This is a genomic window from Isoptericola sp. NPDC019482 (genome assembly GCF_040632295.1).
In the GTDB taxonomy this organism is placed as follows: domain Bacteria; phylum Actinomycetota; class Actinomycetes; order Actinomycetales; family Cellulomonadaceae; genus Isoptericola.
This window is the reverse complement of the sequence record NZ_JBEYBQ010000018.1, coordinates 61,263-86,839: the sequence shown is the minus strand read 5'-3', so window position 1 is coordinate 86,839 and position 25,577 is coordinate 61,263. Positions and strand designations below refer to the sequence as shown.

22 protein-coding genes and 1 tRNA gene are annotated in these 25,577 nt (G+C 74.1%); 13 read left to right on the top strand and 10 right to left on the bottom strand.

What is annotated here, in order from left to right:
* Positions 1-174: 174 nt before the first annotated feature.
* Positions 175-1,314, bottom strand: coding sequence for a HAMP domain-containing sensor histidine kinase (locus ABZ493_RS13400; protein WP_430582638.1), 1,140 nt, complete (start codon positions 1,312-1,314; stop codon positions 175-177).
* Positions 1,314-2,060 carry a response regulator transcription factor gene (locus tag ABZ493_RS13395; RefSeq protein WP_429735070.1) on the bottom strand — a complete coding sequence of 249 codons (747 nt, stop codon included), beginning with the start codon at positions 2,058-2,060 and terminating at the stop codon, positions 1,314-1,316. Before ABZ493_RS13395 ends, ABZ493_RS13400 begins: the two co-directional genes overlap by 1 nt.
* Before the next feature lie 225 nt (positions 2,061-2,285).
* Between ABZ493_RS13395 and ABZ493_RS13390 the strand changes: the two genes are divergently transcribed.
* The 3 genes from ABZ493_RS13390 to ABZ493_RS13380 all read left to right on the top strand — a co-directional run bounded on the left by ABZ493_RS13390 (position 2,286) and on the right by ABZ493_RS13380 (position 5,819).
* Positions 2,286-3,659, top strand: coding sequence for a hemolysin family protein (locus ABZ493_RS13390; protein ID WP_430582637.1), 1,374 nt, complete (start codon positions 2,286-2,288; stop codon positions 3,657-3,659).
* Positions 3,656-4,693, top strand: coding sequence for a hemolysin family protein (locus tag ABZ493_RS13385; protein ID WP_430582636.1), 1,038 nt, complete (start codon positions 3,656-3,658; stop codon positions 4,691-4,693). The genes ABZ493_RS13390 and ABZ493_RS13385 overlap by 4 nt, the downstream gene beginning before the upstream one ends.
* Before the next feature lie 271 nt (positions 4,694-4,964).
* The gene (locus ABZ493_RS13380) at positions 4,965-5,819 is read left to right on the top strand and encodes a M15 family metallopeptidase (protein WP_430582635.1); all 855 of its coding nucleotides are present in this window, start codon (positions 4,965-4,967) and stop codon (positions 5,817-5,819) included.
* Between the two features lie 128 nt (positions 5,820-5,947).
* On the opposite strand, the gene ABZ493_RS13375 is transcribed toward ABZ493_RS13380, so the two are convergent.
* Genes ABZ493_RS13375 through ABZ493_RS13350 form a run of 6 tightly spaced genes read right to left on the bottom strand, consistent with a single transcriptional unit; the run spans position 5,948 to position 11,768 of the window.
* On the bottom strand, positions 5,948-6,574 hold the full coding sequence (locus ABZ493_RS13375) for a CYTH domain-containing protein (protein ID WP_430582634.1): 627 nt from the start codon (positions 6,572-6,574) through the stop codon (positions 5,948-5,950).
* A 44-nt stretch (positions 6,575-6,618) separates the two neighbouring features.
* Positions 6,619-7,407: a class I SAM-dependent methyltransferase gene (locus ABZ493_RS13370; RefSeq protein ID WP_430582633.1), complete on the bottom strand. Its 789-nt coding sequence runs from the start codon at positions 7,405-7,407 to the stop codon at positions 6,619-6,621.
* Positions 7,404-8,579, bottom strand: coding sequence for a bifunctional 2-methylcitrate synthase/citrate synthase (locus ABZ493_RS13365; RefSeq protein ID WP_430582632.1), 1,176 nt, complete (start codon positions 8,577-8,579; stop codon positions 7,404-7,406). The genes ABZ493_RS13370 and ABZ493_RS13365 overlap by 4 nt, the downstream gene beginning before the upstream one ends.
* Before the next feature lie 41 nt (positions 8,580-8,620).
* Positions 8,621-9,532, bottom strand: a complete 912-nt coding sequence (prpB, locus tag ABZ493_RS13360) for a methylisocitrate lyase (protein ID WP_430582631.1) — start codon at positions 9,530-9,532, stop codon at positions 8,621-8,623.
* Positions 9,533-9,544: 12 nt separating this feature from the next.
* On the bottom strand, positions 9,545-11,062 hold the full coding sequence (locus tag ABZ493_RS13355) for an MmgE/PrpD family protein (RefSeq protein WP_430582630.1): 1,518 nt from the start codon (positions 11,060-11,062) through the stop codon (positions 9,545-9,547).
* Positions 11,063-11,087: 25 nt separating this feature from the next.
* Complete coding sequence (locus tag ABZ493_RS13350) at positions 11,088-11,768, bottom strand: GntR family transcriptional regulator (protein WP_430582629.1); 681 nt, start codon at positions 11,766-11,768, stop codon at positions 11,088-11,090.
* 153 nt (positions 11,769-11,921) lie between these two features.
* Here ABZ493_RS13350 and ABZ493_RS13345 point away from each other — a divergent pair, with 153 nt between their 5' ends.
* Entirely contained in the window at positions 11,922-12,122 is a 201-nt protein-coding gene (locus tag ABZ493_RS13345; protein ID WP_430582628.1) for a hypothetical protein, read from the top strand.
* A 276-nt stretch (positions 12,123-12,398) separates the two neighbouring features.
* On the top strand, positions 12,399-13,901 hold the full coding sequence (locus ABZ493_RS13340; RefSeq protein WP_430582627.1) for an MFS transporter: 1,503 nt from the start codon (positions 12,399-12,401) through the stop codon (positions 13,899-13,901).
* 69 nt (positions 13,902-13,970) lie between these two features.
* Here ABZ493_RS13340 and ABZ493_RS13335 read toward each other — a convergent pair whose 3' ends face one another.
* A complete protein-coding gene (locus ABZ493_RS13335; RefSeq protein ID WP_430582626.1) occupies positions 13,971-14,588 on the bottom strand; it encodes an STM3941 family protein in 618 nt (205 codons plus the stop codon).
* Between the two features lie 73 nt (positions 14,589-14,661).
* A tRNA-Arg gene (locus tag ABZ493_RS13330) sits at positions 14,662-14,734 on the bottom strand.
* A gap of 130 nt (positions 14,735-14,864) precedes the next feature.
* Here ABZ493_RS13330 and argS point away from each other — a divergent pair.
* The 8 genes from argS (at position 14,865) to prfA (ending at position 25,537) form a co-directional block, all read left to right on the top strand.
* Positions 14,865-16,532, top strand: coding sequence for an arginine--tRNA ligase (gene argS, locus ABZ493_RS13325; RefSeq protein ID WP_430582625.1), 1,668 nt, complete (start codon positions 14,865-14,867; stop codon positions 16,530-16,532).
* Positions 16,529-17,914, top strand: coding sequence for a diaminopimelate decarboxylase (lysA, locus tag ABZ493_RS13320; RefSeq protein ID WP_430582624.1), 1,386 nt, complete (start codon positions 16,529-16,531; stop codon positions 17,912-17,914). The genes argS and lysA overlap by 4 nt, the downstream gene beginning before the upstream one ends.
* Before the next feature lie 137 nt (positions 17,915-18,051).
* Positions 18,052-19,395, top strand: coding sequence for a homoserine dehydrogenase (locus tag ABZ493_RS13315; protein ID WP_430582623.1), 1,344 nt, complete (start codon positions 18,052-18,054; stop codon positions 19,393-19,395).
* 2 nt (positions 19,396-19,397) lie between these two features.
* Complete coding sequence (gene thrC, locus ABZ493_RS13310) at positions 19,398-20,513, top strand: threonine synthase (protein WP_430582622.1); 1,116 nt, start codon at positions 19,398-19,400, stop codon at positions 20,511-20,513.
* A 37-nt stretch (positions 20,514-20,550) separates the two neighbouring features.
* Positions 20,551-21,513 (top strand): homoserine kinase, encoded by a 963-nt coding sequence (thrB, locus tag ABZ493_RS13305; RefSeq protein ID WP_430582621.1) that lies wholly within the window; start codon positions 20,551-20,553, stop codon positions 21,511-21,513.
* A 281-nt stretch (positions 21,514-21,794) separates the two neighbouring features.
* Positions 21,795-23,795: a transcription termination factor Rho gene (gene rho, locus ABZ493_RS13300; RefSeq protein ID WP_430582620.1), complete on the top strand. Its 2,001-nt coding sequence runs from the start codon at positions 21,795-21,797 to the stop codon at positions 23,793-23,795.
* Positions 23,796-23,942: 147 nt separating this feature from the next.
* The gene (rpmE, locus tag ABZ493_RS13295) at positions 23,943-24,152 is read left to right on the top strand and encodes a 50S ribosomal protein L31 (RefSeq protein ID WP_079569666.1); all 210 of its coding nucleotides are present in this window, start codon (positions 23,943-23,945) and stop codon (positions 24,150-24,152) included.
* A gap of 290 nt (positions 24,153-24,442) precedes the next feature.
* Positions 24,443-25,537 (top strand): peptide chain release factor 1, encoded by a 1,095-nt coding sequence (gene prfA / locus ABZ493_RS13290; RefSeq protein ID WP_430582619.1) that lies wholly within the window; start codon positions 24,443-24,445, stop codon positions 25,535-25,537.
* The last annotated feature ends 40 nt before the right edge of the window (positions 25,538-25,577 follow it).

Below are 25,577 nucleotides of genomic sequence, written 5' to 3'. Positions count from 1 at the left end.
CCGGGGCTCGCGACGCGGCATCGTGACCGTCCGGTAATGGGGTGGGCAACGACTCCTCGGGTCGACCCGATGACTCCGTGTTCCGACGTCATGTCCGGACCACGCGCGGCGTCCTGTGACGGGCGAGTGTGACCAACGTCACGGCGGGTCGCCGGCGGTCGGAGCGGTGCGCGATCAGTCCGACGGCTCGGTCGTGACGCCGGGGGCGGGCCGGGCCTGCGCGGGAAGGGTCACGCGCATCGTCGCCCCACGATCGGTGTCGGCCACCTCGACGTGCCCGCCGTGCAGGTCGACCGCCCAGCGGACGATGGCGAGCCCGATGCCGGTGCCGCCGCTCGCCATGCCGGACGGCGGCGCGGCGTGCGGCCGGCCCGCGGCGGCCCCGCTCGCGAACCGCTCGAAGATCCGGCCGCGGTCCTCCGGCGCGATGCCGGGTCCCTCGTCGCTCACCTCCAGCATGATCTCGTCGTCCACCGGGTAGGCGTCGAGCCGCACGGTGCCGCCGTGCGGCGAGTGCCGGATCGCGTTCTGCAGCAGGTTGGTGACCACCTGGCGCAGCCGCTCGACGTCGGCCTCCAGCGCGAGGTCGGGCGGGGTGACGTCCACGACGTAGCTGAGGCCCTTCGCCGCATCGACCATCGACATCGCCTGCGCGGACTCCTCGAGGAAGTCGCCCACGGAGAACTCGCTGAGCACCAGCGCGGACGCGCCGGCCTCCACGCGCGACAGGTCGAGCAGGTACGTGACCAGGCGGGTGAGCCGCTCCGTCTGCTCCAGCGACAGCTCGAGGGCCGACGGCGTCGGCTCGGTGACGCCGTCGACCATGTTCTCGAGCTGCGCCTGCAGCGCCGCGACGGGGGTGCGCAGCTCGTGCGACACGTTGGCGATGAGCTCGCGCCGCACGCGGTCGGAGGCGTCGAGGTCGGCCGCCATGACGTTGAACGCCTCGGCGAGCTGGCCCACCTCGTCGCGGCTCGTGGCGCGCACCCGGATCGAGTAGTCCCCGGCAGCCATCGCCTGCACGGCCGCCGTCATGTCCCGCAGCGGCGACGTCATGCCGCGCGCGAGGAGCTGCACGATCACCAGGGACAGGAAGATCGCCAGGGGCAGCGTGCGGGTGGGGCCGAGCTCGTTCTGCAGGCCGATCCACGTGATGAGGACGGCGAACGTCACCGTCGCCACGACCAGCACGCCGAGCTTGGTCTTGAGCGACCGCAGCGGGTCCAGCGGGCGGACGTCGGGCAGCCGGTGGTGCTCCTTGCGCCGCGGCGTCGCGGGACCTGCCGGCCCGGCGCCGCCGTCGCCGGGCTCCATCAGGCCTCCGGCGGCTCGAACGCGTACCCGACGCCGTGCACGGTGCGGATGAGGTCCGGCCCGAGCTTGCGGCGCAGCGCCTTGATGTGGGAGTCGACGGTGCGCGTGCCGCTGGCGTCGGCCCAGTCCCACACCTCGGCGAGCAGGCGCTCGCGCGTCTGGACGGTCTTGGGCGAGCTCGCGAGCATGACCAGCAGCTCGAACTCGGTCGGCGTCAGGTGCACCTCGTCGCCGGCGCGGTGCACGCGGCGCTGGGCCCGGTCGATCGTCACGTCGCCCATGACCATCGGCGGGTCGGCGGGGGTGGTCACCGCGGCCTGCTGCGCCCGCTCCACGCGGCGCAGCAGCGCCTTGACCCGCGCGACGAGCTCGCGCATCGAGAACGGCTTGGTCATGTAGTCGTCGGCGCCGACGCCGAGCCCGACCAGCATGTCCGTCTCGTCGTCGCGCGCCGTGAGCATGAGGATCGGGATCGGGTTCTCCGCCTGGATGCGCCGGGTGACCTCGAGGCCGTCGATGCCGGGCAGCATCACGTCCAGCACGATGGCGTCCGGGTGCAGGCGGGAGGCGGCGTCGACGCCCGCGAGGCCGTCGCGCGCGACCTCGACCCGCCAGCCCTCGGCGGACAGCCGCTGCGCGATGGCGGCGGCGATCGCGGGCTCGTCCTCGACGACGAGCACGGTGGCGTTCTGCTGGCCCGACGTGCCCGAGGTGCCCGGGGTGCTCGGAGGGGTCGCGGTGGTCATGGTGCCATCTTGCACCGGGTCCCTGGGGGAGCGCTGAGTACACGCTGTCCGGGCCGACGACGGGGCGGTCCCCGTGCGGACCTCGACTCGCCCGACCCTGCCGTCCCGATAGCATCGGAGCACGATGGACGAGAGTCGATATCGCGCGAGGCCGCCCGCGCCGTCCCGCCAGGCCGCCCCGCCACCCCGAACCCCCGCGCCGCGCCGCACGACCGGGGGCCGCCCGTGCTAGGCGACGTCCTCATGATCGTGCTGGGCGTCGTGCTGACCGCGGGCACCGCGGTGTTCGTCGCCAGCGAGTTCTCCCTCGTCACCCTCGACCCGGCCGTCCTCGGGGCCGACGACGAGGAGGGCGACAGTCCGCCGCCCGGCGGCGACCCCGCGCGACGCCCGTCCGACCGACGGGACCGCGCCGTCCGTGCCGGGCTCAAGCACCTGTCCACGGAGCTCAGCTCCGCCCAGGTCGGCATCACCATCACCACGATCCTGCTGGGCTACACCGCCCAGCCGGCGCTGCTGTCCCTCTTCTCGGAGGCGTTCGCGGCCACCGCGATGGGCCGTGGCGTCGCCGGCGTGCTCGCGGGAGTCCTCGCGCTCGTCGTGGTCAACGCGTTCTCGATGCTCTTCGGCGAGCTCATCCCCAAGAACTTCGCGCTCTCCGCCCCGCACGCGACCGCCCGGCTGGTGGTCCCCGTGCAGCGGGTGTTCACCATGGTCTGCCGGCCGCTGATCGCCGTGCTCAACGGCTCGGCCAACGCGCTGCTGCGCCGGGTCGGCGTCGAGCCCCGCGAGGAGCTGTCCGGCGCGCGGTCGTCCTCGGAGCTGCTGTCGCTGGTGCGGCGCTCGGCGCAGGAGGGCACGCTCGACCAGTCGGTCGCGACCCTGCTGACCAACTCCCTCGAGCTCGACGAGCTGTCGGCGCGCGACGTCATGACCGATCGCATGCGGATGGCCGTCGTCGAGCGCGACACGACCGCCGCGGAGGTCGTGACCCTCGCCCGGCGCACCGGGCACTCCCGGTTCCCGGTGATCGGCGAGGACCGCGACGACGTCGTCGGGCTCGTGCACCTGCGCCGCGCCGTCGGCGTCCCGCACGACCGGCGCGACGAGGTGCCGGCCGCCGCCCTCATGGTCGACGCGCCCCGGGTCCCGGAGACGGTCCGGCTCGGGCCGCTGCTGGTCGAGCTGCGCGGCCTGGGGCTGCAGATGGCCGTCGTCGTCGACGAGTACGGCGGCACGTCGGGCATCGTCACGCTCGAGGACGTCGTCGAGGAGCTCGTGGGCGACGTCGCCGACGAGCACGACCCGCGCCGCGCCGGCGTGGTGCGCGGCGCCGACGGGTCGTGGGTCGTGCCCGGCGTGCTGCGCCCCGACGAGCTGGAGGAGCGCACCGGCCTGGTGGTCCCCGAGGGGCCGGCCTACGAGACGCTCGGCGGCCTGGTCATGGCCGAGCTGGGGAGGGTGCCCGAGGTGGGCGACGAGATCGAGACCGACGGCGTGCTGCTGCGCGTGGAGGCGATGGACGCGCGGCGCGTCGAGCGGCTGCGGGTGCTCGCCGTCGACCCGGCCCGGGCCGAGCGCGGGGAGGCGGGCCGATGAGCACCGGGACCGCCCTGCTGGTCGGCGTGCTGCTGCTCGCCGGCAACGCGTTCTTCGTCGGCGCCGAGTTCGCCGTCATCTCCGCGCGCCGCAGCGCCATCGAGCCGCGGGCCGAGGCCGGCGACCGGCGCGCCCGCACCGCGCTGTGGGCGATGGAGCACGTCTCCCTCATGCTCGCGTGCGCGCAGCTCGGGGTCACCGTGTGCTCGACCGGCCTGGGCATCGTCGCCGAGCCCGCCCTCGCGCACCTGCTCGAGGTGCCCTTCGAGGCCCTCGGGGTCCCGGAGGCCCTGCTGCACCCCGTCTCGCTCGTCCTGGCGCTCGCGATCGTCGTGTACCTGCACGTGGTGCTCGGCGAGATGGTGCCCAAGAACCTCGCCGTCGCCGGCCCGGAGACCGCCGCGCTCTGGTTCGCGCCGCCGTTGGTGCTGCTCGGCCGCGCCGTCCGCCCCGTGATCGCGGCCCTCAACTGGGTCGCGAACCACGCCGTCCGCCTCGCCGGCGTGGAGCCGAAGGACGAGGTCGCGTCCGCGTTCACGGCCCAGGAGGTGCAGTCGATCGTCGAGCACTCGCAGGCCGAGGGCGTGCTCCGCGACGAGCAGGGCCTGCTCGCCGGGGCCATCGAGTTCTCCTCGCGCACCGCGGGCGACGTCATGGTGGCCGTGGACGAGCTGGTCACCGTCGGCCCCCGCACCACGCCCGACGACGTCGAGCACCTCGTGGCGCGCACCGGCTTCAGCCGCTTCCCGGTCCGGGGCGACGACGACGCCCTGCGCGGCTACCTGCACCTCAAGGACGTCCTGTACGCGTCGAACGGCGACCGGTTCGACCCTGTCCCGGCGTGGCGCGTGCGCGCCCTCGCGTCCGTGCGACCCGCGGACGAGGTCGAGGACGCGCTGCGCGCCATGCAGCGCTCCGGGGCGCACCTGGCGCGCGTCGAGGGCCCCGACGGCGTTCTCGGCGTCGTCTTCCTCGAGGACATCCTCGAGGAGCTCGTGGGCGAGGTCCGCGACGCCATGCAGCGCCGGCCGTGACGCCGGCCGTGACGCCGGTCGTGACGCCGCTCGTCGCAGCCGGGCGGGGTGTCTCCTGAGCAGGGTGGACACGTTCCCAGCGCGACGGGACCAGGTGCCGGCCCGACCGACCGTGGACGGGGACTTGGCGGGGGAGCCCGACCCCGTTATGGTTCCGTGACGGATCGGTCGTACGGCGCGTGCCGGGCACGCGACGACGGGCGGTCCGTGTTCAGGTCCGGACTCCTCGGACGGCCACGGTGGCCGCTCGGGGCACGAGCGCGGAGGTGCCGTGGAGGCGACGTCGCAGGGTGACGCAGCCGCTCCGCGCTCCCGTCGCGAGATCCGGGAGGCCGAGCTCGCCCTGGCCGGCAAGAAGCCCCGCAAGCGCCCGTCGCCCGCCCGCGGAGACCGCTCCGCCGGTCGGCACGCCGCCCCCGCCGGCCACACCTGGGTCACCCGGCTGACCGTGCTCGGGTCGCTCGCCGCCGCGACCATCGCCGCCCCCCTCGTCACCGACGGCCAGGCCCACGGCGGCACGCCCTTCGACCTCGACACCCAGCCCACGGGCCCCTCCACGCTGGCTCTCCTCGAGCAGGGCGTCGACACCCCCCGTACCTCCGACGCCATCGCCGCCGCCCCGCGCGACGTCCGCGTCGAGGCGTCCGCCGCCAGCCGCAGCGCCGAACGCAGCCCCCTGCCCGGCTGCGACTCCGGAGCCTCCATCGACGGCGGCAACGGCAGCCTCGCCGACCACTCGCTCTGCGACATCTGGCAGCCCGGCGAGAAGCTGCGCGCCGACGCCGCCGTCGCGCTCAGCGCCCTCAACGAAGCCTTCCGCGTCCGCTTCGGCCGCGACCTGTGCCTCGTCGACAGCTACCGCTCCATCTCCTCCCAGTACGCCGTCAAGGCCAGCCGCGGCTACCTCGCCGCCACCCCCGGCACCTCCATGCACGGCTGGGGGCTCGCCATCGACCTGTGCGGCGACGAGTACCGCTCCAGCGAGGTCTACGGGTGGCTGTGGGAGAACGGGCCCGCCTACGGCTGGGAGAACCCGCCGTGGGCGCAGCGCGGCGGTATGGGGAACTACGAGCCGTGGCACTTCGAGTACAAGCCGGGCGTCGTGGAGATCACGACCTGGCACTGAGCTCCTCCGTGGTGCTCCCGTGCCCGGTGCCGCGGGAGGTGAAGGATCCCGCACCTCCCGCTCTCCTGATCCCTCACGGCAGGCCCGAGCCCGAGTTCGACGGACGACGATCCGCGGGCTGTGCTGGGTCAGGTGGTGATCGTCGTGTTGCCGCCGAAGTCGTCGCGGAAGCGGGGGCCCTGGGTGGCGAGCTCCTGGGCGTAGGAGGCGGACCAGCCGCGGAACGGGTCGACGGCGAGGGACTCGTTGGAGAAGCGGCGGTCGTCGGTGAGCTCGGTGACGCAGAAGTCGGGGATCTGGAGGTCCGTGACCGGGCCCGAGCGCTCGCACTCGGCGACGATGAGCGGCGCGTTGGCGCCGCCGAAGACGTCGATCGACCAGCCGTCGGCGCCCAGCCAGGCCGCGTAGCGCGTCTTGATGACCTGCGCGCCGCCGCGGCGCACCAGCTCCGCGCCCACCTTCGGGTCGAGCGGGCGCTCCGCCTCGTAGCGGGTACCGCCCACCGAGGGGCCCTTGACCGTGACGGCGGCGAAGTCCACGCGCGAGCGGTAGAGCTCGAGGACGTCCCGTGCGTCGCTGTCCGGGCCCAGCCGGGCCTCCACGCCCGTCGCCTGCACCCGCACGCGCAGCGCGTAGCCGCCGTCGGACAGGAAATAGGACTGGACGATCAAGGCGGGCGCGTCGCGCAGCGCGTCCGGCAGCTCGCGCACGAAGAACCGGCGCTCGAACTCGAAGTCGGAGTAGTCGGCGGACATGACAGCGAGCCTAGTGCGCCGCGGGGACCGGCCGGCTCAGGGGCTCAGGCACGCCGCGCGCGCAGCACGCCCGTGCGCATCGGCAGGGTGAACTCGCCCTGCGCCGTCTCCGGCCGCTCGGCGAGGTACGCGCGGATGCGGTCCGTCGTGGCCGCGCGCTCCGGCTCCGGCATGACGAGCATCCCGGCGCGGGTCGCGAGCGTCGCGACGAGGGAGTCGGCCGTGCGGCGCTGCCCGTGCGGGAACTCGGCCCGCTCCGCCCGGCCGGGCCAGTCCTCCCCGGCGGGCGGGAGCAGGCCGTCGGTCGCGCGACGCCAGGCGGTGGGCGTGTCGCGCGGCCCCACGGCCGCGCTCCCGCTCACCTCGGCCAGCCCGGCGACCCACGCGACGTCGTCGTTCAGGAGGTTCCACAGCCCGGCCAGGACGCCGCCCGGGGCGAGCACGCGCGCGATCTCGGGCCCAGCGGCCGCCAGGTCGAACCAGTGCAGGGCGTTGCCCGCGAGCACCGCGTCGACGGACCCGTCGGGCAGCGGGATCGACTCGGCGCTGCCCGCCAGGGCGCGGACGTCGGGCAGCCCGCTCCGCAGCTCGGCCAGCATCTCCGGGTCCGGCTCGACCGCGACCACCTCGGCGTCCGGGACGACCGCCGGGTCGAGCAGCGTCGCGGTGAGCTTGCCCGTCCCCGCGCCGAGGTCGAGCACGCGCGGGCCGGGCGCCGCCCGCAGCGTCCAGCGGACGGCGGCCGCCGCGTAGTCCGGCCGGTGCTCGGCGTACGCGGCGGCCGCCGGGCCGAAGGACGACGCGGCGTGCGGGGCGTCCTGCTCGGCGCTCACGAGGCCGGCGTCCCGGGCACCTCGCGGCGCTCGGGGCCGACGTACGCCGACAGCGGCCGGATGAGGGCGTTGGCGGCCTGCTGCTCCATGATGTGCGCGGTCCAGCCCGTGACGCGGGCGGCGACGAACAGCGGCGTGAACGTGGGCGTGTCGAAGCCCATGAGGTGGTACGCCGGGCCCGACGGGTAGTCGAGGTTCGGGTAGATGCCCTTGCGGCTCACGAACTCGGACTCCAGCGCGTCGTAGAGGGCGGCCAGGTCGCGGCGGTCGTAGCGCTCGACGAGGGTGTCGAGGGCGGCCTTCATGGTCGGCACGCGCGAGTCGCCGTGCTTGTAGACCCGGTGCCCGAAGCCCATGATCTTGCGCTTCGCGGCGAGCGCGTCGTCGAGCCAGGCCGCGGCGCGCTCGGCGGTGCCGATCTCCGCGAGGGTCTCCATGACCGCCTCGTTGGCGCCGCCGTGCAACGGGCCCTTGAGCGCCGCGATCGCGCCCACGACGGCCGAGTGCAGGTCGCTGAGCGTGGACGTGATGACGCGCGCGGTGAACGTGGAGGCGTTGAACGAGTGCTCGGCGTACAGGATCATCGACCGGTTGAACGCGTCGACCACGACCGGGTCCGGCTCGACCTCGAACGTCGTCCAGAGGAAGTTCGCGGAGAAGTCGAGGTCGTCGCGCGGGGCCACCGGCTCCAGCCCCTGACGGCGGCGCTGACCGTACGCGACGACGGCCGGCAGGGCCGCGAACAGCCGGACGCTGCGCTCGAGGTTCACCTCCGGGTCGGCCGCCGCCTCCAGGGCGGTGAGGCCCGCGGCCTCGCGCGCGCCGATGACGCTCACCGCGGTGCGCACCTCGTCCATCGGGTGCGCGGTGAGGGGCAGCAGGTCGATCGCGGCGCGCACGTCGTCTGCGAGAGGGCGGTGCCCGCGCTCGGTCGCGCGCAGCGCCGTCAGCTCGTCGTCGGTGGGCAGCTCGCCGTGCCACAGCAGCCAGGCGACGGCCTCGAAGGGATAGGAGGCGGCCAGGTCCTGGACCGGGTACCCGCGGTACAGCAGGGAGTTGGTCTCGGGGTCCACCTTGGAGACGGCCGTCACGTCGGCGACCACCCCGGCCAGCCCGCGTCGGACCTCCGGCTCGTGCGTCGGGCGGGAGGTCTGGTCGCTGTGCTCGGTCATCGATGCTCCTTCGCTGCGATGGGTCAGAGGCGGCGCGGCGGTCAGCCGTGCAGGTTGTCGTCCAGGCTGAAGTCGAACACGCCGGTGTCGAACGCCGAGTAGGCGGCGTAGTCGAGCAGCTCGTAGAGCCGGGCGCGGGTCTGCATGTGCTCGACCTGTCCCGTCAGCGAGCCGTCGGCGAGCAGCGCGTCCAGGCCGCGCTCGGCGGCGCCCATCGCGAGGCGCAGCAGCGAGACCGGGTAGATGACGAGGGCCACGCCCGCGTCGGCGAGCTGGGTGGTCGTGAACAGCTCAGACTTGCCGAACTCGGTCATGTTGGCCAGCACGGGGACGTCGACGGCGTTCGCCACGGCCTCGAACTCCGCCAGGTCGCGCATGGCCTCGGGGAAGATCGCGTCCGCCCCCGCGTCGACGAGCGCCTTCGCCCGGTCGACGGCGGTCGCGAGCCCCGCCACGGCCCGGACGTCCGTGCGGGCCATGATCAGCAGGTTCTGGTCGCGCCGCGCGGCGACGGCGGCGCGGACCCGCTGCAGCGCCGTCGGCTCGTCCACGACCTGCTTGCCGTCGAGGTGCCCGCAGCGCTTCGGGTTCACCTGGTCCTCGACGTGCAGCCCCGCGACGCCCGCGTCCTCCAGCGTCTGGACCGTGCGGGCCATGCTCATCGCCTCGCCGAAGCCGGTGTCGGCGTCCACGAGGGTGGGCAGGTCGGTCATACGGGCGATCTGCCCCGCGCGGGTCGCGACCTCGGTGAGCGTCGTGAGCCCGACGTCGGGCAGGCCCAGGTCGGCCGCGACGACCGCGCCCGAGACGTACACGCCGTCGAAGCCCTTGTCCTGGATCAGCCGTGCGGCGAGCGGGTTGAACGCACCCGGCAGCTGGAGGAGCTCGCCGGAGCGCAGCCGCTCGCGGAAGGCGGCGCGCTTGGCGGCGGGGGTGGTGGTGGAGTAGAGCACCGGACGCTCCCTCTAGAAGATGCCGCGCGCGACGGGGTGGGCGGCGAGCGGGTCGGAGAGCGGTGTGACGGTCAGCCCGGACAGCTCGTCGGCGGTCAGCTCCGGCAGCCGCTGCGCGGCGTCGAGGAAGCGCTCGACCTCCTCGTCGGCCAGCACCCCGGCGGCCAGCGTGCGGAACTTCGCCACGTACTGCTCGCGGGCGAACGGGCGCGCCCCGAGCGGGTGCGCGTCGGCGACGGCGATCTCCTCGACGACGCGGGAGCCGTCCGCGAGCTCGATCTCCACGCGGCCGCCGAACGACTTCTCGTCCGGGTCGCTCGAGTGGTACCGGCGGGTCCACTCGGCGTCCTCGGCGGTGGTGACCTTGCGCCAGAGGTCCACGGTGTCGCGGCGGGCGGCGCGCTCGGGGGCGTAGCTGCCGACGTGGTCCCAGGCGCCGTCCTGCAGCGCGACCGTGAAGATGTAGGGGATCGAGTGGTCGAGCGTCTCGCGGCTGGCCGTGGGGTCGTACTTCTGCGGGTCCCCGGAGCCGGAGCCGATGACGTAGTGGGTGTGGTGGCTCGTGTGCAGCACGACGGCGACGACGTTCGCCGGGTCGCGCAGCTCGGGCCGCTCGGTGCCGAGACGGCGGGCGAGGTCGATCCACGCCTGCGCCTGGTACTCGGCGGAGTGCTCCTTGGTGTACGTGTCGAGGATGGCGCGCCGCGCCTCGCCGGCGGCCGGGAGCGGCACCGTGTAGCGGGCGTCGGGCCCGTCCAGCAGCCAGGCGATCACGCCGTCCTCGCCCTCGTAGACGGGGCTGGGAGAGGTCTGCCCGCGCATCGCGCGGTCCGCGGCCTCCACCGCCATCTTGCCGGCGAACGCCGGGGCGTGGGCCTTCCACGTCGAGATCTCGCCCTTGCGCGACTGCCGCGTCGCCGTCGTCGTGTGCAGAGCCTGGCCGACCGCCTGGTAGATGGTCTCCGCGGGCAGGTCGAGCAGCGTGCCGATGCCCGCCGCGGCCGACGGGCCGAGGTGGGCGACGTGGTCGATCTTGTGCGCGTGGAGGCTGATGCCCTTGACGAGGTCCACCTGGATCTCGTAGCCGGTGACGATCCCGCGCAGCAGCTCCGCTCCGCTGCGCCCCAGGTGCTGCGCGACGGCGAGCAGCGGCGGGATGTTGTCGCCGGGGTGGGAGTACTCGGCCGCGAGGAACGTGTCGTGGTAGTCCAGCTCGCGCACCGCGACGCCGTTCGCCCAGGCGGCCCACTCGGGGCTGGTGCGCTCGGGGGAGCCGAAGACCGTCGAGCCCGCGCCCCCGCGGGAGACCGGGTGCGCCTCCGCCTGCGAGCGGGCCGCGAGGATCGGGCCCCGGCCCAGCGACGCCGTCGCCACCGCGGCGTTGTCGATGACGCGGTTGATCACCATGTCGGTGACCTCCGGGGTGGGCTCGAGCTGCTCGGCCGCGACCTCCGCGATCTTCCACGCGAGCTGCCCCTCGCGGGGCAGCGGCTCGTCGGAACGGTAGACGCGGACGTGGTGCTCGAACATGTGATCTCCTGGTGGTTCTCGTGCGTCAGGCGGGGCGCCGGAGCGCCGTGGGCGTCGACGTCGGCAGCGTCATCGACGCCAGGACGTTCTCGAGGCTGTGGTGCAGGTGGACGTGGGTGGCGTGCGCGGCGAGGTCGCCGTCGCCGTCGGCGACAGCGGCGGCGATGGTGCGGTGTTCCTGGGCGGCGGCGACGAGGCGGGCGGGGTTGTCCTGGGCGAGCCGGCGCACCCGGGCGAGATGGGTCCGGACCGACCCCATGGTCGTGACCAGGTACCGGTTGGCGACAGCGTCGTCGACGGCGTCGTCGAACCGTCCGACCAGGGCGTAGTAGGCGCTGCGGTCCGCCGGGGCGACCGCGGCCCCCACCGCGGCGCCCGCCGCGAGGAAGTCGTCGGCGAGCCGACGGAAGACGTCGCGGTCCCCCCGCCGGGCCGCCAGCCGCACCGCCTGGACCTCCAGCGACTGGCGCACCTCGTACAGCTCGCGCGCCCGGTCCAGGTCCATCGGGGCCACCTCGAGACCCCGGCCGCCCACGGGGACGGCCAGCCCGTCGGCGACCAGCCTGGCCAGCGCCTCGCGCACCGGCGTGCGCGACATCGTGAGCCGCTCCGCCAGGTCCAGCTCGGCGAGCGCAGCACCCGGCTGCAGCTCCCAGCGGACGATCTCGTCCCGCAGCAGCTGGTACGCGCGCTCGCTGGCCCTCATGCCCACCCCCTCGTGCTGTGTATGCAGAGTACGAGGGGGCTACGCGATTGTCGAGCAAGCGGGCCTCCTGTGCATACACAGTGCCCCAAGACCTCGTTCCCCCGACGTGCCGCAGCCTGTACCGCCGCCGGGTCGGGCGTCGCGAGCTCAGCCGTGCACCGGTTCGGTGGCCAGGTTCTCGACGACGATCGCCGGCGCCCGGCCGACGCCAACACCGTCGTGGCGTTCCCCGAGTCGGTGTACGACGTGGTCGGTGTCGACCTCGGTGTCGACCTCGACGGGCCGACGGAAGCGTTGAGCGCGGTGCCGGTGCTCGCGGCGCTCGTCGCGCTCAACGGGGGCCATGCGCGCTGACTCGCGCTGCTCCTGGACGACGGCGTCAGGACGGGGTGTGGTGGGCTTCACGAACAGCGTGTCAAGGAACGGTGTCGCCGCAGGTCACCGCGTCGTCCGTGGGGCCATCCGCAGGTCCCGGTTGCCCTGACGAACTTGATTCTCGGTCAAGGATCGGTAACGTTGCCGCCCATGTTCGGGCTCGGCGTCCGCCCTCGTGGCGGGCGCCGGCTCCCTGTCACGGGCCGGGCCGCTGCGTCACACCGCGTGCACGCCGCGCCGGCCACGGAAGGAAACATGACCGCCGCACTCTCTCAGGAACCGACCGGCACCACCCCTGCGAACGCTCCGGCCACCCGCGCCGCGCGGCGCAGGCTCCGCGTCTCCGACGTCACCGTCGTCGACAACTCCATGCTCAAGAAGACGATCGGCGGCACGGCCGTCGGCAACCTCATGGAGTGGTACGACGTCGGCGTCTACGGCTACCTGGCCGTGACGATGGGTGCCGTGTTCCTGCCGCAGGCGTCGTCCGGCGTGCAGATCCTCTTCTCCCTCGGCGTGTTCGCCGCCACGTACGTGGCGCGCCCGCTGGGCGGCATCGTCTGCGGCCGCATCGGCGACCGGATCGGCCGCCAGAAGGTGCTCGCCTTCACGCTCGTGATGATGGCGGCGTCGACGTTCCTCATCGGCCTGCTGCCGACCTACGGTGTGCTCGGCGTCGCGGCCCCGCTGCTGCTCGTGCTCCTCAAGGTGGTGCAGGGCTTCTCCACCGGCGGTGAGTACGCCGGCGTCACGACCTTCGTCGCGGAGCACGCACCCGACCGCCGGCGTGGCTGGGCCGCGTCGTTCCTCGACTTCGGCAGCTACCTGGGCTTCGCCCTCGGCGCCGTCGTCGTGACGGTGCTGCAGGTGACGCTCGGCGAGCAGGCCATGCTCGACGGCGGCTGGCGGATCCCGTTCCTCGTCGCGGGCCCGATCGGCGCGTTCGCCGTGTGGTTCCGCCTGAAGATCGAGGAGTCGCCGGCGTTCCAGGCGCAGCAGGTCGCGGCCGAGGCGGCGAAGACCCACGGCGCCGAGGTGCCGGCGCCCACCGAGGTCACGCTGCGCTCGCAGTGGCGTCCGCTCGCCGTCGCCATGGTGCTCGTGGCCGTGGCCAACACGGCCGGCTACGCGCTCACCAGCTACATGCCGACCTACCTCACCGACACGCTCGGCTACGAGGCGACGTCGGGCACCCTGCTGACCGTGCCCGTGCTGGTGGCGCTCGCGGTGATGATCCTCGTGGCCGGTCCGATCAGCGACCGTGTCGGCCGACGCCCGCTGCTGTGGTTCGGCGCCGGGGCGCTCGCGGTCGTGGCCGTGCCCGCCTTCCTGTTCCTCGCGATGGGGCACGTGTGGTCCACGGTCCTGGGGCTCCTGCTGATGGCGGTCCCCGTGGCGTGCATGGTCGGCGTACAGGCCGCGACGCTGCCCGCGATGTTCCCCACCGCCGTCCGCTACCGCTCGATGGGCCTGGCCTACAACGTCGCGCTGGCGATCTTCGGCGGCACGACGCCGCTCATCGTGGAGTCGCTGACGCAGGCCACCGGCTCGAGCATGGCCCCGGCCTACTACCTCATGGGCTTCGCGCTCGTGGGCGCGATCGCCGTCGGCTTCGTCAAGGAGAGCGCGGGCAAGCCGCTGCCGGGCTCCATGCCGTCGGTCGACACCGACGCCGAGGCCAAGGCGCTCGTGCGGACGCAGGAGAAGAACCCGGACCTCGACCTCGACGCGATGCCGGGCCTGGTCCCCGCGCGCTGACCCCGGGCACCCGAACGTCGTCGACGTAGTACCCGCTGCCGCCTCCCTCCAGGGACGTGGCAGCGGGTACTACGTCGACGACGGTGTCCCGCGGTAGAAGCCGGGGCGCAGGTGTCCCAGGCGCTCGAAGGCCTCGAGGAGCTCGTCCTCGCGGCGCCCCACGGCGGACAGCGGGATGCACACGGGAGAACCGAGCAGCCTGATGTTCGCGCGCGCGGCCTGTCGCCCTGCTGCCGAGGGCTGCCGCTCGGCCACGGCGTCGGGGTCGACCACCTCGACGACGAGCGTTCGTGCCGGGTGGTCCACGATGCGCATGCCGGCGGTCTCGTCCCACGCGACCGGCCCCGCGCCGGAGAGGGACGCGCGGTCGACGAACCCGACGGTGTCGAGGACGAGCGCGGTGCGGTCGCGCTGCAGCAGCCGGCGCGCATGGAACGCGCCGGCGGTACCGCCGAAGAGCGCTGCGACCACGCCGACGACGCCCAGGACGAGGGGCGAGGGACCTGCGCGGCCGCCAGTGAGCTCGAGGTCGCCCAGCCGTAGCGTCACGCCAGAGAGATCGGACCAGCCGATCAGGATCATCACCGCCCCCACGGCGACGAACCCGGCGGCGGCCAGCAGCGCGAACGACGACGTCCTGCGGGAGAGAGCGAAGACCTCGGTCGGCTCCGCGGATCCGTGACTCACGGCCGGAGCGTAGCGGCGATCGGAGAAGACAACGAGGGCGGGTCCGCCGCAGCGGACCCGCCCTCGTTCTCGGTGCGCCTGAAGGGATTCGAACCCCCGACCTTCTGCTCCGGAGGCAGACGCTCTATCCACTGAGCTACAGGCGCGGGCGCCGGACGGAAACCGCTCGGCACGGTGCACGAGACTACCAGCACCTGGACGCCGGGTGGCACACGGCGGACGATCCCGCCACGACGGCGAGCACCCGGCGGCCCGTCGCCTTTGTAGAATCGCCCGGTGACCCCCGACGAGCTCTCCGGAGCACTCAGCGCTGCCCTCGCCTCGGCCGTGGCCGACGGCACCCTCGCCCTGCCCGCCGACGCCGTCCCGGCCTCGGTGCACGTGGAGCGACCCCGGCAGCGCGAGCACGGGGACTGGGCCACCAACGTGGCGCTGCAGCTGGCGAAGAAGGCGGGCACGACGCCGCGCGCGCTGGCGGAGGACCTGGCGGCCCGCCTCGCGGCGACGCCGGGGATCAAGGCGGCCGACGTCGCGGGGCCGGGCTTCCTCAACATCACGCTCGAGGCGGGCGCCGCCGGCGAGCTCGCGCGCACGATCGTCACCGCGGGCGACGCGTACGGCCGCACCGACGCCCTCGCTGGCCAGGTGCACAACCTCGAGTTCATCTCCGCCAACCCGACGGGCCCGCTGCACATCGGTCACACCCGCTGGGCGGCGCTCGGCGACGCGCTCGTGCGGATCATGCGCGCGGCCGGCGCCGACGTGACGGCCGAGTACTACATCAACGACGCGGGCGCGCAGATGGACAAGTTCGCCGCGTCGATCCTCGCCCGGGCCAAGGGCGAGGACGTGCCCGAGGGCGGCTACCCCGGCGAGTACGTCGCCGAGCGGGCCGCCGAGGTGCTCGAGCAGGAGCCCGACCTCCTGTCCCTCCCTGAGGACGAGGCGCTCGCGACCGCGCGCGAGCTCGGCTACCAGGCCCAGCTCGAGGCGATCCGCCGCACCCTCGACGCGTTCGGCGTGCACTTCGACGTCTGGTTCTCCGAGCGCACGCTGCACGACTCGGGCGCCGTGGAGCAGGCGGTCGCCCGCCTGCGCGAGCAGGGCCACGTGTTCGACGTCGACGGCGCGGTGTGGCTGCGCACCACCGACTTCGCCGACGACAAGGACCGCGTGATGATCCGCGCGAACGGCGAGCCCACCTACTTCGCCGCCGACGCCGCGTACTACCTGTCCAAGAAGGACCGCGGGTTCCCGGGCAAGATCTACCTGCTCGGCGCCGACCACCACGGGTACATCAACCGCCTCAAGGCCATCGCCGCGTGCGCGGGCGACGACCCGGAGGCGAACATCGAGGTGCTCATCGGCCAGCTCGTGAACATCGGCGGCGAGCGGATGGGCAAGCGCCGCGGCAACGCGCTGTACATGGACGACCTCATCGAGTGGCTGGGCTCCGACCCGCTGCGGTACTCGCTCGCGCGCTACCCCGCGGACTCGCCGCTGTCGCTGTCGGGCGAGGAGATGCTCAAGCAGAGCAACGACAACCCCGTCTACTACGTGCAGTACGCGCACTCGCGCACGTGCGCCGTCGACCGGAACGCGGCCGACCGCGACGTCGCGCGCGTCGCGGCCGACGGCTCCGACGCCTTCGACCCTGCGCTGCTCGTCCACGAGACCGAGGCGGCGCTGGTCGGCGCCCTCACCGAGTTCCCGCGGATCGTGTCGCAGGCGGCCGAGCTGCGCGAGCCCCACCGCGTCGCGCGCTACCTCGAGTCCCTCGCCGCGGACTACCACAAGTGGTACCAGGAGTGCCGCGTGACGCCGTACCCGGACGAGGAGGTCACGGACACGCACCGCACGCGCCTGTGGCTGAACGACGCCGTCCGCCAGGTGCTGGCCAACGGTCTCGAGCTGCTCGGCGTCACCGCTCCGGAGCGGATGTGAACGGGTCGGGTACCGCCCCCGCGACGGGCGTCCTCGGCGTCCCCTGGTCGACGGGCGTGCGCCGCCGCGACGACGGCGTCGTCGAGGTGGGCGGGGTCGGCGTGGACGCGCTCGCGGCCGAGCACGGCACCCCCGCCTACGTGCTCGACGAGGCGGACTTCCGCGCCCGCGCCCGCGGCTACCGCACGGCGTTCGCGACGGCCTTCGCCGAGGTGGGCACCGGCGTCGACGTGTACTACGCCGGCAAGGCGCTGCTCACGGTGGCGGTGGCGCGCTGGGCCCGGGAGGAGGGGCTGCGCGTCGACACCGCGTCGGGCGGCGAGCTCGCCGTCGCGCTGCGGGCCGGCGTCCCCGGTGGGGAGATCGGCCTGCACGGCAACAACAAGTCGGACGCCGAGGTCCTCGCCGCGCTCGACGCCGGCGTCGGCCGCATCATCGTCGACTCGCTCGTCGAGATCGAGCGGGTGGCGGCGCTCGCGGCCTCGCGCGGGCTCGTGGCGCCGGTCATGGTGCGCGTCACGACCGGCGTCCACGCGGGCGGCCACGAGTACATCTCCACCGCGCACGAGGACCAGAAGTTCGGACTCTCGGTGAACCCCGGCCCGGACGGGGGAGAGGCGCCGGCGATGCGGGCGCTGCTCGCGGCGGTCGCGCGCCCGGAGCTGCACCTGCTGGGCATCCACTCGCACATCGGCTCGCAGATCCTCGACCCGGCGGGCTTCGAGGCCGCGGCGCGCGTCGTGCTGCGGCTGCGGGCGGAGCTCGCGGAGCGCACGGGCGTGCTGGTCGACGAGGTGGACCTCGGCGGCGGGTACGGCATCGCTTACCTGCCGGGCGAGGTGCCGCTCGACCCGGACCGGATCGCGAAGGACGTGGCGAGCGCCGTGGCGGCGGTCTGCGCCGAGCTCGGCACGCCGCTGCCGCGGATCTCCATCGAGCCGGGGCGCGCGATCGTCGGCCCGGCCGGGCTGACGCTCTATACGGTCGGCACGGTCAAGCCCGTCGTGCTCGACGACGGCCGCGTGCGCACCTACGTCTCCGTCGACGGCGGCATGAGCGACAACATCCGCCCGGCCCTGTACGAGGCGCAGTACCACGCGGAGCTGGTCGGCCGGGCCTCGACGGCGGAGCCCGTGCTCGCGCGCGTCGTGGGCAAGCACTGCGAGAGCGGCGACATCGTGGTGCACGAGGGCTGGCTGCCGGGCGACGTGCGCGCCGGTGACCTGCTCGCCGTCGCCGCGACCGGCGCGTACGGGCGCTCGATGGCGTCCAACTACAACCTCCTGACGCGCCCGCCCGTGGTCGCCGTCGAGGGTGGTGCGTCGCGCGTCCTCGTGCGGCGCGAGACGGTCGACGACCTGCTCGCGCTCGACCTGGGCTGACGCCCGGCGCCGCGCCGCCGGCCCGGTCGTCCGTCCCGCCGACCGGCCGCCGTCGTCCCCCGTGGACGGCGGCCCGGGGGCCGGCGCGCCGCGGCTATCCTGACCCCGTCCCGGCATCCCGTTCCGAAGGTTCCCCCGTGCCTGCAGCCACCCCGTCCGGGCCCCTGACCGGGGCCGTCCCGCTTCGCGTCGCGCTCCTCGGCTGCGGCGTCGTCGGCTCCCAGGTCGCGCGAACGCTCGTCGAGCACGCGGACGACCTCGCCGCCCGCGCGGGCGCGCGCCTCGAGCTCGTGGGCATCGCCGTGCGCGACGCGAGCCGCCCGCGCGACGGCGTCGGCACGATCGTGCCGGCCGACCTGCTCACCGAGGACGCCGAAGCGCTCGTCGACCGCGCGGACCTGGTCGTCGAGCTCATGGGCGGCATCGAGCCGGCGCGCGGGCTCATCCACCGCGCCATCGCGGGCGGCGCGAGCGTCGTCACGGCGAACAAGGCGCTGCTCGCGGAGCACGGGCCGGAGCTCTTCGAGGCCGCCGACGCGGCGGGCGTCGACCTGTCGTTCGAGGCGGCCGTGGCGGGCGCCATCCCGATCGTCCGGCCGGTGCGCGAGTCGCTCGCCGGCGACCAGGTGCGCCGCGTGCTCGGCATCGTCAACGGCACCACCAACTACGTGCTGGACCAGATGACGACGCACGGGCTGGACCTCGAGGAGGCGCTCAAGGAGGCGCAGGGCCTCGGGTACGCGGAGGCCGACCCCACGGCCGACGTCGAGGGGCACGACGCCGCGGCGAAGGCCGCGATCCTCGCCTCGCTCGCGTTCCACACGCGGGTCTCGCTGGCGCAGGTCGCGTGCGAGGGCATCACCCGCGTGACCGCCGCGGACGTCGCCGCCGCGCAGCAGACCGGCCACGTCGTGAAGCTGCTGGCCATCGCCGAGCAGACCGCCGAGGGCGTGTCCGCGCGCGTGCACCCCGCGCTCGTGCCCGCCACGCACCCGCTCGCCGCGGTGCGGGGCGCGTTCAACGCGGTCTTCGTCGAGGCCGACGACGCCGGCCCGCTCATGTTCTACGGCCAGGGCGCGGGCGGGCGGCCGACGTCGTCCGCCGTGCTCGGCGACCTCGTCTCTGCCGCGCGCGACCGGATGGTCGGGGGCCGCGGCCCGCGCGAGTCCGCCTACGCGTCGCTGCCGGTGCTGCCGCACGACGCCGCCGTCACGCGCTACCAGGTCCGCCTCGTCGTGGCGGACCGCCCCGGCGTGCTCGCCCAGGTGGCGCAGGTGCTCGCCGACCACGGCGTGTCGATCGACACCGTCCGCCAGGCGCCCGACGAGCCGTACGCCGTCGACGTCGCCGAGGGCACCGCCGCGCTGCTGCTCACCACGCACTCCGCCCGCGAGGCGTCGCTCGCCGCGACGGTCGCGGCGATGCGCGGCCTCGAGCCGGTGCACGAGATCACGTCCGTCCTGCGAGTCGAGGGAGCCTGACCATGCCGGTCGACCAGCCGAAGACCCAGCCTGCCCACCAGTGGCGCGGTGTCATCACCGAGTACGCCGACCGGCTGCCCGCCCACGTGTCGGAGCGGATCGTGACGCTCGGCGAGGGCGGCACCCCGCTCGTGGCGGCCCCCGCGCTCTCGGACCGCACGGGCGCCGACGTCTACGTCAAGGTCGAGGGCATGAACCCGACCGGGTCGTTCAAGGACCGCGGCATGACGACGGCCATCTCGGCCGCCGCGGGCCGCGGCGCGAAGGCCGTGGTGTGCGCGTCGACCGGCAACACGTCCGCCTCGGCGGCGGCGTACGCGACCCGCGCGGGCATGACCTGCGCCGTGCTCGTGCCGGACGGCAAGATCGCGATGGGCAAGCTCAGCCAGGCGATCGCGCACGGCGCCCGCCTGCTGCAGGTGGACGGCAACTTCGACGACTGCCTGGTCGCGGCGCGCAAGCTCGCCGAGGTGTACCCGGTCGAGCTCGTCAACTCCGTCAACCCGGACCGCATCCAGGGGCAGAAGACGGCCGCGTTCGAGGTCGTCGACGCCCTGGGCGACGCCCCGGACATCCACTGCCTCCCGGTCGGCAACGCGGGCAACATCACCGCGTACTGGAAGGGCTACCGCGAGTACGCGGGCCTGGACGACGGCGCCGTGCACGGCGCGGTCGCGACCCGCACGCCGCAGATGTGGGGCTTCCAGGCGGCCGGCGCCGCGCCGATCGTCCTGGGTCACCCGGTCGACCAGCCGGAGACGATCGCCACCGCGATCCGCATCGGCAACCCGGCGTCGTGGGAGCAGGCCGAGGACGCGCGCGACACCTCGGGCGGCGTCATCGAGTCCGTCACCGACGAGCAGATCCTCGCCGCGCACCGCGTGCTGTCGGCCGAGGTCGGCGTGTTCGTCGAGCCGGCGTCCGCGGCCGGCGTCGCGGGCCTGCTCGCGCGGGCCGAGCGGGGCCTGGTGCCCGCCGGTGCGCGCGTCGTCGTCACCGTCACCGGTCACGGGCTCAAGGACCCCCAGTGGGCGCTGCGCACGCCGGACGGCGGCGAGGTGGCCCCCACGCGCGTGAGCGCCGACGTCGTGTCGATCGCCGACGCGCTCGGCCTCTGACACCACCCGCTTCGACCGGACCCCGGGGAGGGGAACGATGCAGCTCGGCGCCGACCACGTCCTGGTCCGAGTCCCGGCGACCAGCGCGAACCTGGGCCCGGGGTTCGACGCGATGGGCCTGGCCCTCGCCCTGTACGACGACCTGGAGGTCGAGCTCCTGGCGACCGACGACGTCGTCGTCGAGGTCGAGGGGCAGGGGGCGGGGGAGGTGCCGCTCGGCGAGGACCACCTCGTGGTCCGGGCCCTGCGGCACACGCTCGAGCTCGCGGGCGCACCCCGCACCGGGCTGCGGCTGCGGTGCGTCAACCGCATCCCGCACGCGCGCGGCCTCGGCTCGTCGTCGGCGGCCGTCGTGTCCGGGATCGTCGCCGCGCGGGCGCTCCTCGCCGACCCGCACGTCCTGGACGCGGCCACGGTGCTGCGGATCGCGACCGAGTTCGAGGGACACCCCGACAACGCGGCGCCCGCGATCCGTGGCGGAGCGACGCTGGCGTGGCAGTCGGGCGGGGGGCCCCGCGCCGTCGACCTCGACGTGGACGAGCGCATCGAGGCCACCGTGCTGGTGCCCGACGTCCGCCTCGCCACGAGCCGCGCCCGCGGCGTGCTGCCGGCCGAGGTGCCGCACGGCGACGCGGCGTTCACGGCGGGCCGCGCCGGCCTGCTGGTCGAGGCCCTCGCCCGGCGTCCGGAGCTGCTGCTCGACGCCACCGAGGACCGCCTGCACCAGGACTACCGGGCGAGCGTGATGGCAGGGTCCGCCGAGCTGCTGCGCGCGCTGCGCGCCGAGGGCCTCGCGGCCACGATCTCCGGCGCAGGCCCCACGGTCCTGGTGCTCACCGCCGGGGACGGCACGGGGCGGCTCGACGCCGTGCTGGCCGACCTCGTCGACGACGTGGCGGGCTGGCGCGCGCTGCGGCCGGGGGTGGACCACGACGGCGCGGTGGCGCGGCGGACGACGGCCGGCGCGGCTCCCGGCGTGTCCGCCTGGGGCGGGGTCTGAGGTGATATGATGCGGTGAGCCTTCGGGATCGACCGCGAAGGCACTCCCTCTCCACCGCACGGCGCGTTCTCGTGCCCGGTCAGAGCCAGGTGCCTCGGTGGTCGCGATGCGGTGCAGGATCCGCCGCGACAGTCCCGCGAGAGGGTGAAACACCAACCCCGCCAGCCGACGTCGTCGTACCACTGATGCGAGGTTCCACGCGTCTCGGCGCTCCCCGCGTCGGACGGCAACCACCCCGGCCCCGAGTTCTGCGGGCCGCATACGAGGGGGAAGGGTCCTTCGTGACGAACACCACCGACAGCCGGAACGGCGCCGCCGCATCCGGAAACCTGAGCTCGATGCGTCTGGCCGAGCTCCAGTCGCTGGCCTCCGGCCTGGGCGTCAAGGGCACGTCCCGGATGCGCAAGAGCGACCTGCAGGACGCGATCCGGGCCGCGCGCGGCCAGGGCGCGCGCACCGCCGGTGCCCCGGTCGCCGCGGCGACCGCCGTGGCGCCCACGGTCCGCAGCGACGCCCCGGCCCAGTCGCCGGCCGACCAGGGCTCCGCGCAGCCGTCGGGTGACGCCCGCGCCCCGCGTGCCGAGGGCGAGGCCCCGCGCCGCTCGCGCCGGGCCACGCGGTCGGCCGGTTCGGCCGAGGGCGACGCCGCGCCGCAGCAGCGCGCGGCCGAGGCGCCCGCCGAGCAGCAGCCCGCCCGGAGCGAGCAGCGTGGCGGCGAGCAGCGCGGCCAGCAGAACGACACCGACCGCGAGGCGCGGCTCGCCCAGCTCGCGGAGGCCGTCGCGGCCCCGCGCGAGCGTGGCGGCCGCCGCTCGGGCAACGGGCAGAGCTCGGGCCAGAACTCGGGTCAGGGCGAGGGCGACGGCCAGCGCTCCGGTCAGGGCCGCGGCAACGACGGCTCCGGCCAGCAGCGCCAGGCCGGCCAGGGAACCCAGGGCGGCCAGCGCGACGAGCAGCGTCAGCGGCGCGACGACGACGACGACCGCGGTTCGCGCCGTCGTCGGGGTCGGGACCGTGGCCGCGACCGCAAGCGCAACCGCGGCGGCCGCGCGGGCGCCCCGGACGTCGCCGGTCTGGACGACGTGGAGGTGCGCGAGGACGACGTGCTGCTGCCCGTCGCCGGCGTGCTCGACATCCTCGACAACTACGCGTTCGTTCGCACGAGCGGCTACCTGCCCGGGGCGGGCGACGTCTACGTCTCCCTCAACCAGGTGAAGAAGTCCGGCCTGCGCCGCGGCGACGCGATCGTCGGCGCGATCCGCCAGCCCCGCGAGGGCGAGGAGCCGCCGGCGGGCAAGAACGTCCGCAGCAAGTTCAACGCCCTGGTGCGCCTGGACTCGGTGAACGGCATGACGCCGGAGGAGGCGCGCCAGCGTCCCGAGTTCACCAAGCTGACGCCGCTGTACCCGCAGGAGCGGCTGCGCCTGGAGAACCCGGAGGCCACCCGCCTCACGCCGCGCGTGATCGACATCGTCGCCCCGATCGGCAAGGGCCAGCGCGGTCTCATCGTCGCGCCGCCCAAGGCCGGCAAGACGATCATCATGCAGCAGATCGCCAACGCGATCACCGCGAACAACCCCGAGGTCCACCTCATGGTGGTGCTCGTGGACGAGCGGCCCGAAGAGGTCACCGACATGGAGCGGACGGTCAAGGGCGAGGTCATCGCCTCGACGTTCGACCGCCCCGCGTCGGACCACACGATCGTCGCCGAGCTCGCCATCGAGCGGGCCAAGCGCCTGGTCGAGCTGGGCCAGGACGTCGTCGTGCTGCTCGACTCCCTCACCCGTCTCTCGCGCGCCTACAACCTGGCGGCGCCGGCGTCCGGCCGCATCCTCTCCGGTGGTGTGGACGCCGCGGCGCTCTACCCGCCGAAGAAGTTCTTCGGCGCGGCGCGCAACATCGAGAACGGCGGCTCGCTGACCATCCTCGCCTCGGCCCTCGTGGAGACGGGTTCGAAGATGGACGAGGTGATCTTCGAGGAGTTCAAGGGCACGGGCAACATGGAGCTGCGCCTGTCCCGCAACCTCGCGGACAAGCGGATCTTCCCGGCCGTGGACGTCAACGCGTCCGGCACCCGGCGTGAGGAGATCCTCATGTCGAAGGACGAGCTGGGCATCGTCTACAAGCTGCGCCGCGTCATGGGCGCGCTCGACCAGCAGCAGGCGATCGAGCTGCTGCTCGGCCAGCTCAAGAAGACCAAGACCAACGTCGAGTTCCTGCTGCACGTGCAGAAGACGACGCCGGCCGGGCTCTCGGACGAGAACCCGGGCGAGACGGTCTGATCGTCCCCGTGCGCCGGGCCCTGAGCGGCCCGGCGCACGGGAGATGTCCGGGACGCGTCCGCGTTCTGGCACAATGGTTCGTCGGCCATCCGGTTCACGGCCCGCTGTCCTGCGGGGCGACCCGGCGGCATCACACCAAGGAGCATCATGAAGTCCGGTATCCACCCCGAGTACGTCGTCACCCAGGTGAGCTGCACCTGCGGCAACACGTTCACGACCCACAGCACCGCGACCTCCGGCAAGATCAGCGTCGAGGTCTGCAGCGCGTGCCACCCGTTCTACACGGGCAAGCAGAAGATCCTCGACACCGGCGGCCGCGTCGCCCGCTTCGAGGCTCGCTACGGCAAGAAGAAGTAGCGCCCCCGCCCTTCTGTGGGGTGAATGCGCCGGTGGTCCGCCCGACAACCTCTCCAGGGGCAGTCGGACGACGGGCCACCGGCGCTTCTGCTTTGCCGAGGTAGTCCCCGGGCCCGTGAGGTAGCTCGGATCACCGCGAGGTAGTCGAGTTCTTGCCGAGGTGGTTCGGCCCGAGCTGCTGAGCTACCTCGCGGCGATCCGGACTACCTCGTGGCGACCTGAACTACCTCGCGATGACCTGAACTACCTCGCGATGACCTGAACTACCTCGTGCTCGACCGGGAGATGCCATGACCGACTCGTTCGCCGCCGCGCGGCCGTTGCTCGCCGAGCACGCCGAGATCGAGCGCGCGCTGGCCGACCCGGCCGTGCACGCGGACGCGGGACGTGCGCGCTCGCTCGGCCGTCGGTACGCCGAGCTGAACCAGGTGGCCGCCGCGTACCGGGCGTGGGAGCAGGCGCACGACGACGCGGAGGCGGCGGCAGAGCTCGCCGCCGAGGACGAGGCCTTCGCGGCCGAGCTGCCCGCCCTGCGGGAGGCGGCGGACGCCGCGGCGGAGCGGCTGCGTCGCGTGCTCGTGCCGCGCGACCCGGACGACGCGCGCGACGTCATCCTCGAGATCAAGGCGGGGGAGGGCGGCGACGAGTCGGCCCTCTTCGCCGGCGACCTGCTGCGCATGTACCTGCGGTACGCCGAGCGGCGCGGCTGGGGCACCCAGGTGCTCGACGCGACCGAGACGGAGCTGGGCGGGTACAAGGACGTGCAGGTCGCGATCAAGGCGCGCAGCGTCTCCGACCCGGCCGAGGGCGTGTGGGCGAGCCTCAAGTACGAGGGCGGCGTGCACCGCGTGCAGCGCGTGCCTGTGACGGAGTCGCAGGGGCGCATCCACACGTCGGCGGCGGGCGTGCTCGTGCTGCCCGAGGTCGACGACCCCGGTGAGGTGGAGATCGACGCGAACGACCTGCGCATCGACGTCTACCGGTCGTCGGGCCCCGGCGGCCAGTCGGTGAACACGACGGACTCCGCCGTCCGCATCACGCACGTGCCCACGGGCATCGTCGTGTCGATGCAGAACGAGAAGTCGCAGCTGCAGAACAAGGAGCAGGCGATGCGCGTGCTGCGCGCCCGGCTTCTCGCCGCGCAGCAGGAGGCCGCCGCCGCGGCCGCCGCCGACGTCCGCCGCTCGCAGGTGCGCACCGTGGACCGCAGCGAGCGGATCCGCACCTACAACTTCCCCGAGAACCGCATCGCGGACCACCGCACCGGGTACAAGGCGTACAACCTCGACCACGTGCTCGCGGGCGACCTGGACCCGGTGGTGCGCTCGGCCGTCGACGCCGACGAGGCGGCGCGGCTCGCCGCCGCGGGCGGCCAGGGTGGCTGACGTGGGGCCGGACACGGTGCGGGACGCTGGGGACGACGGG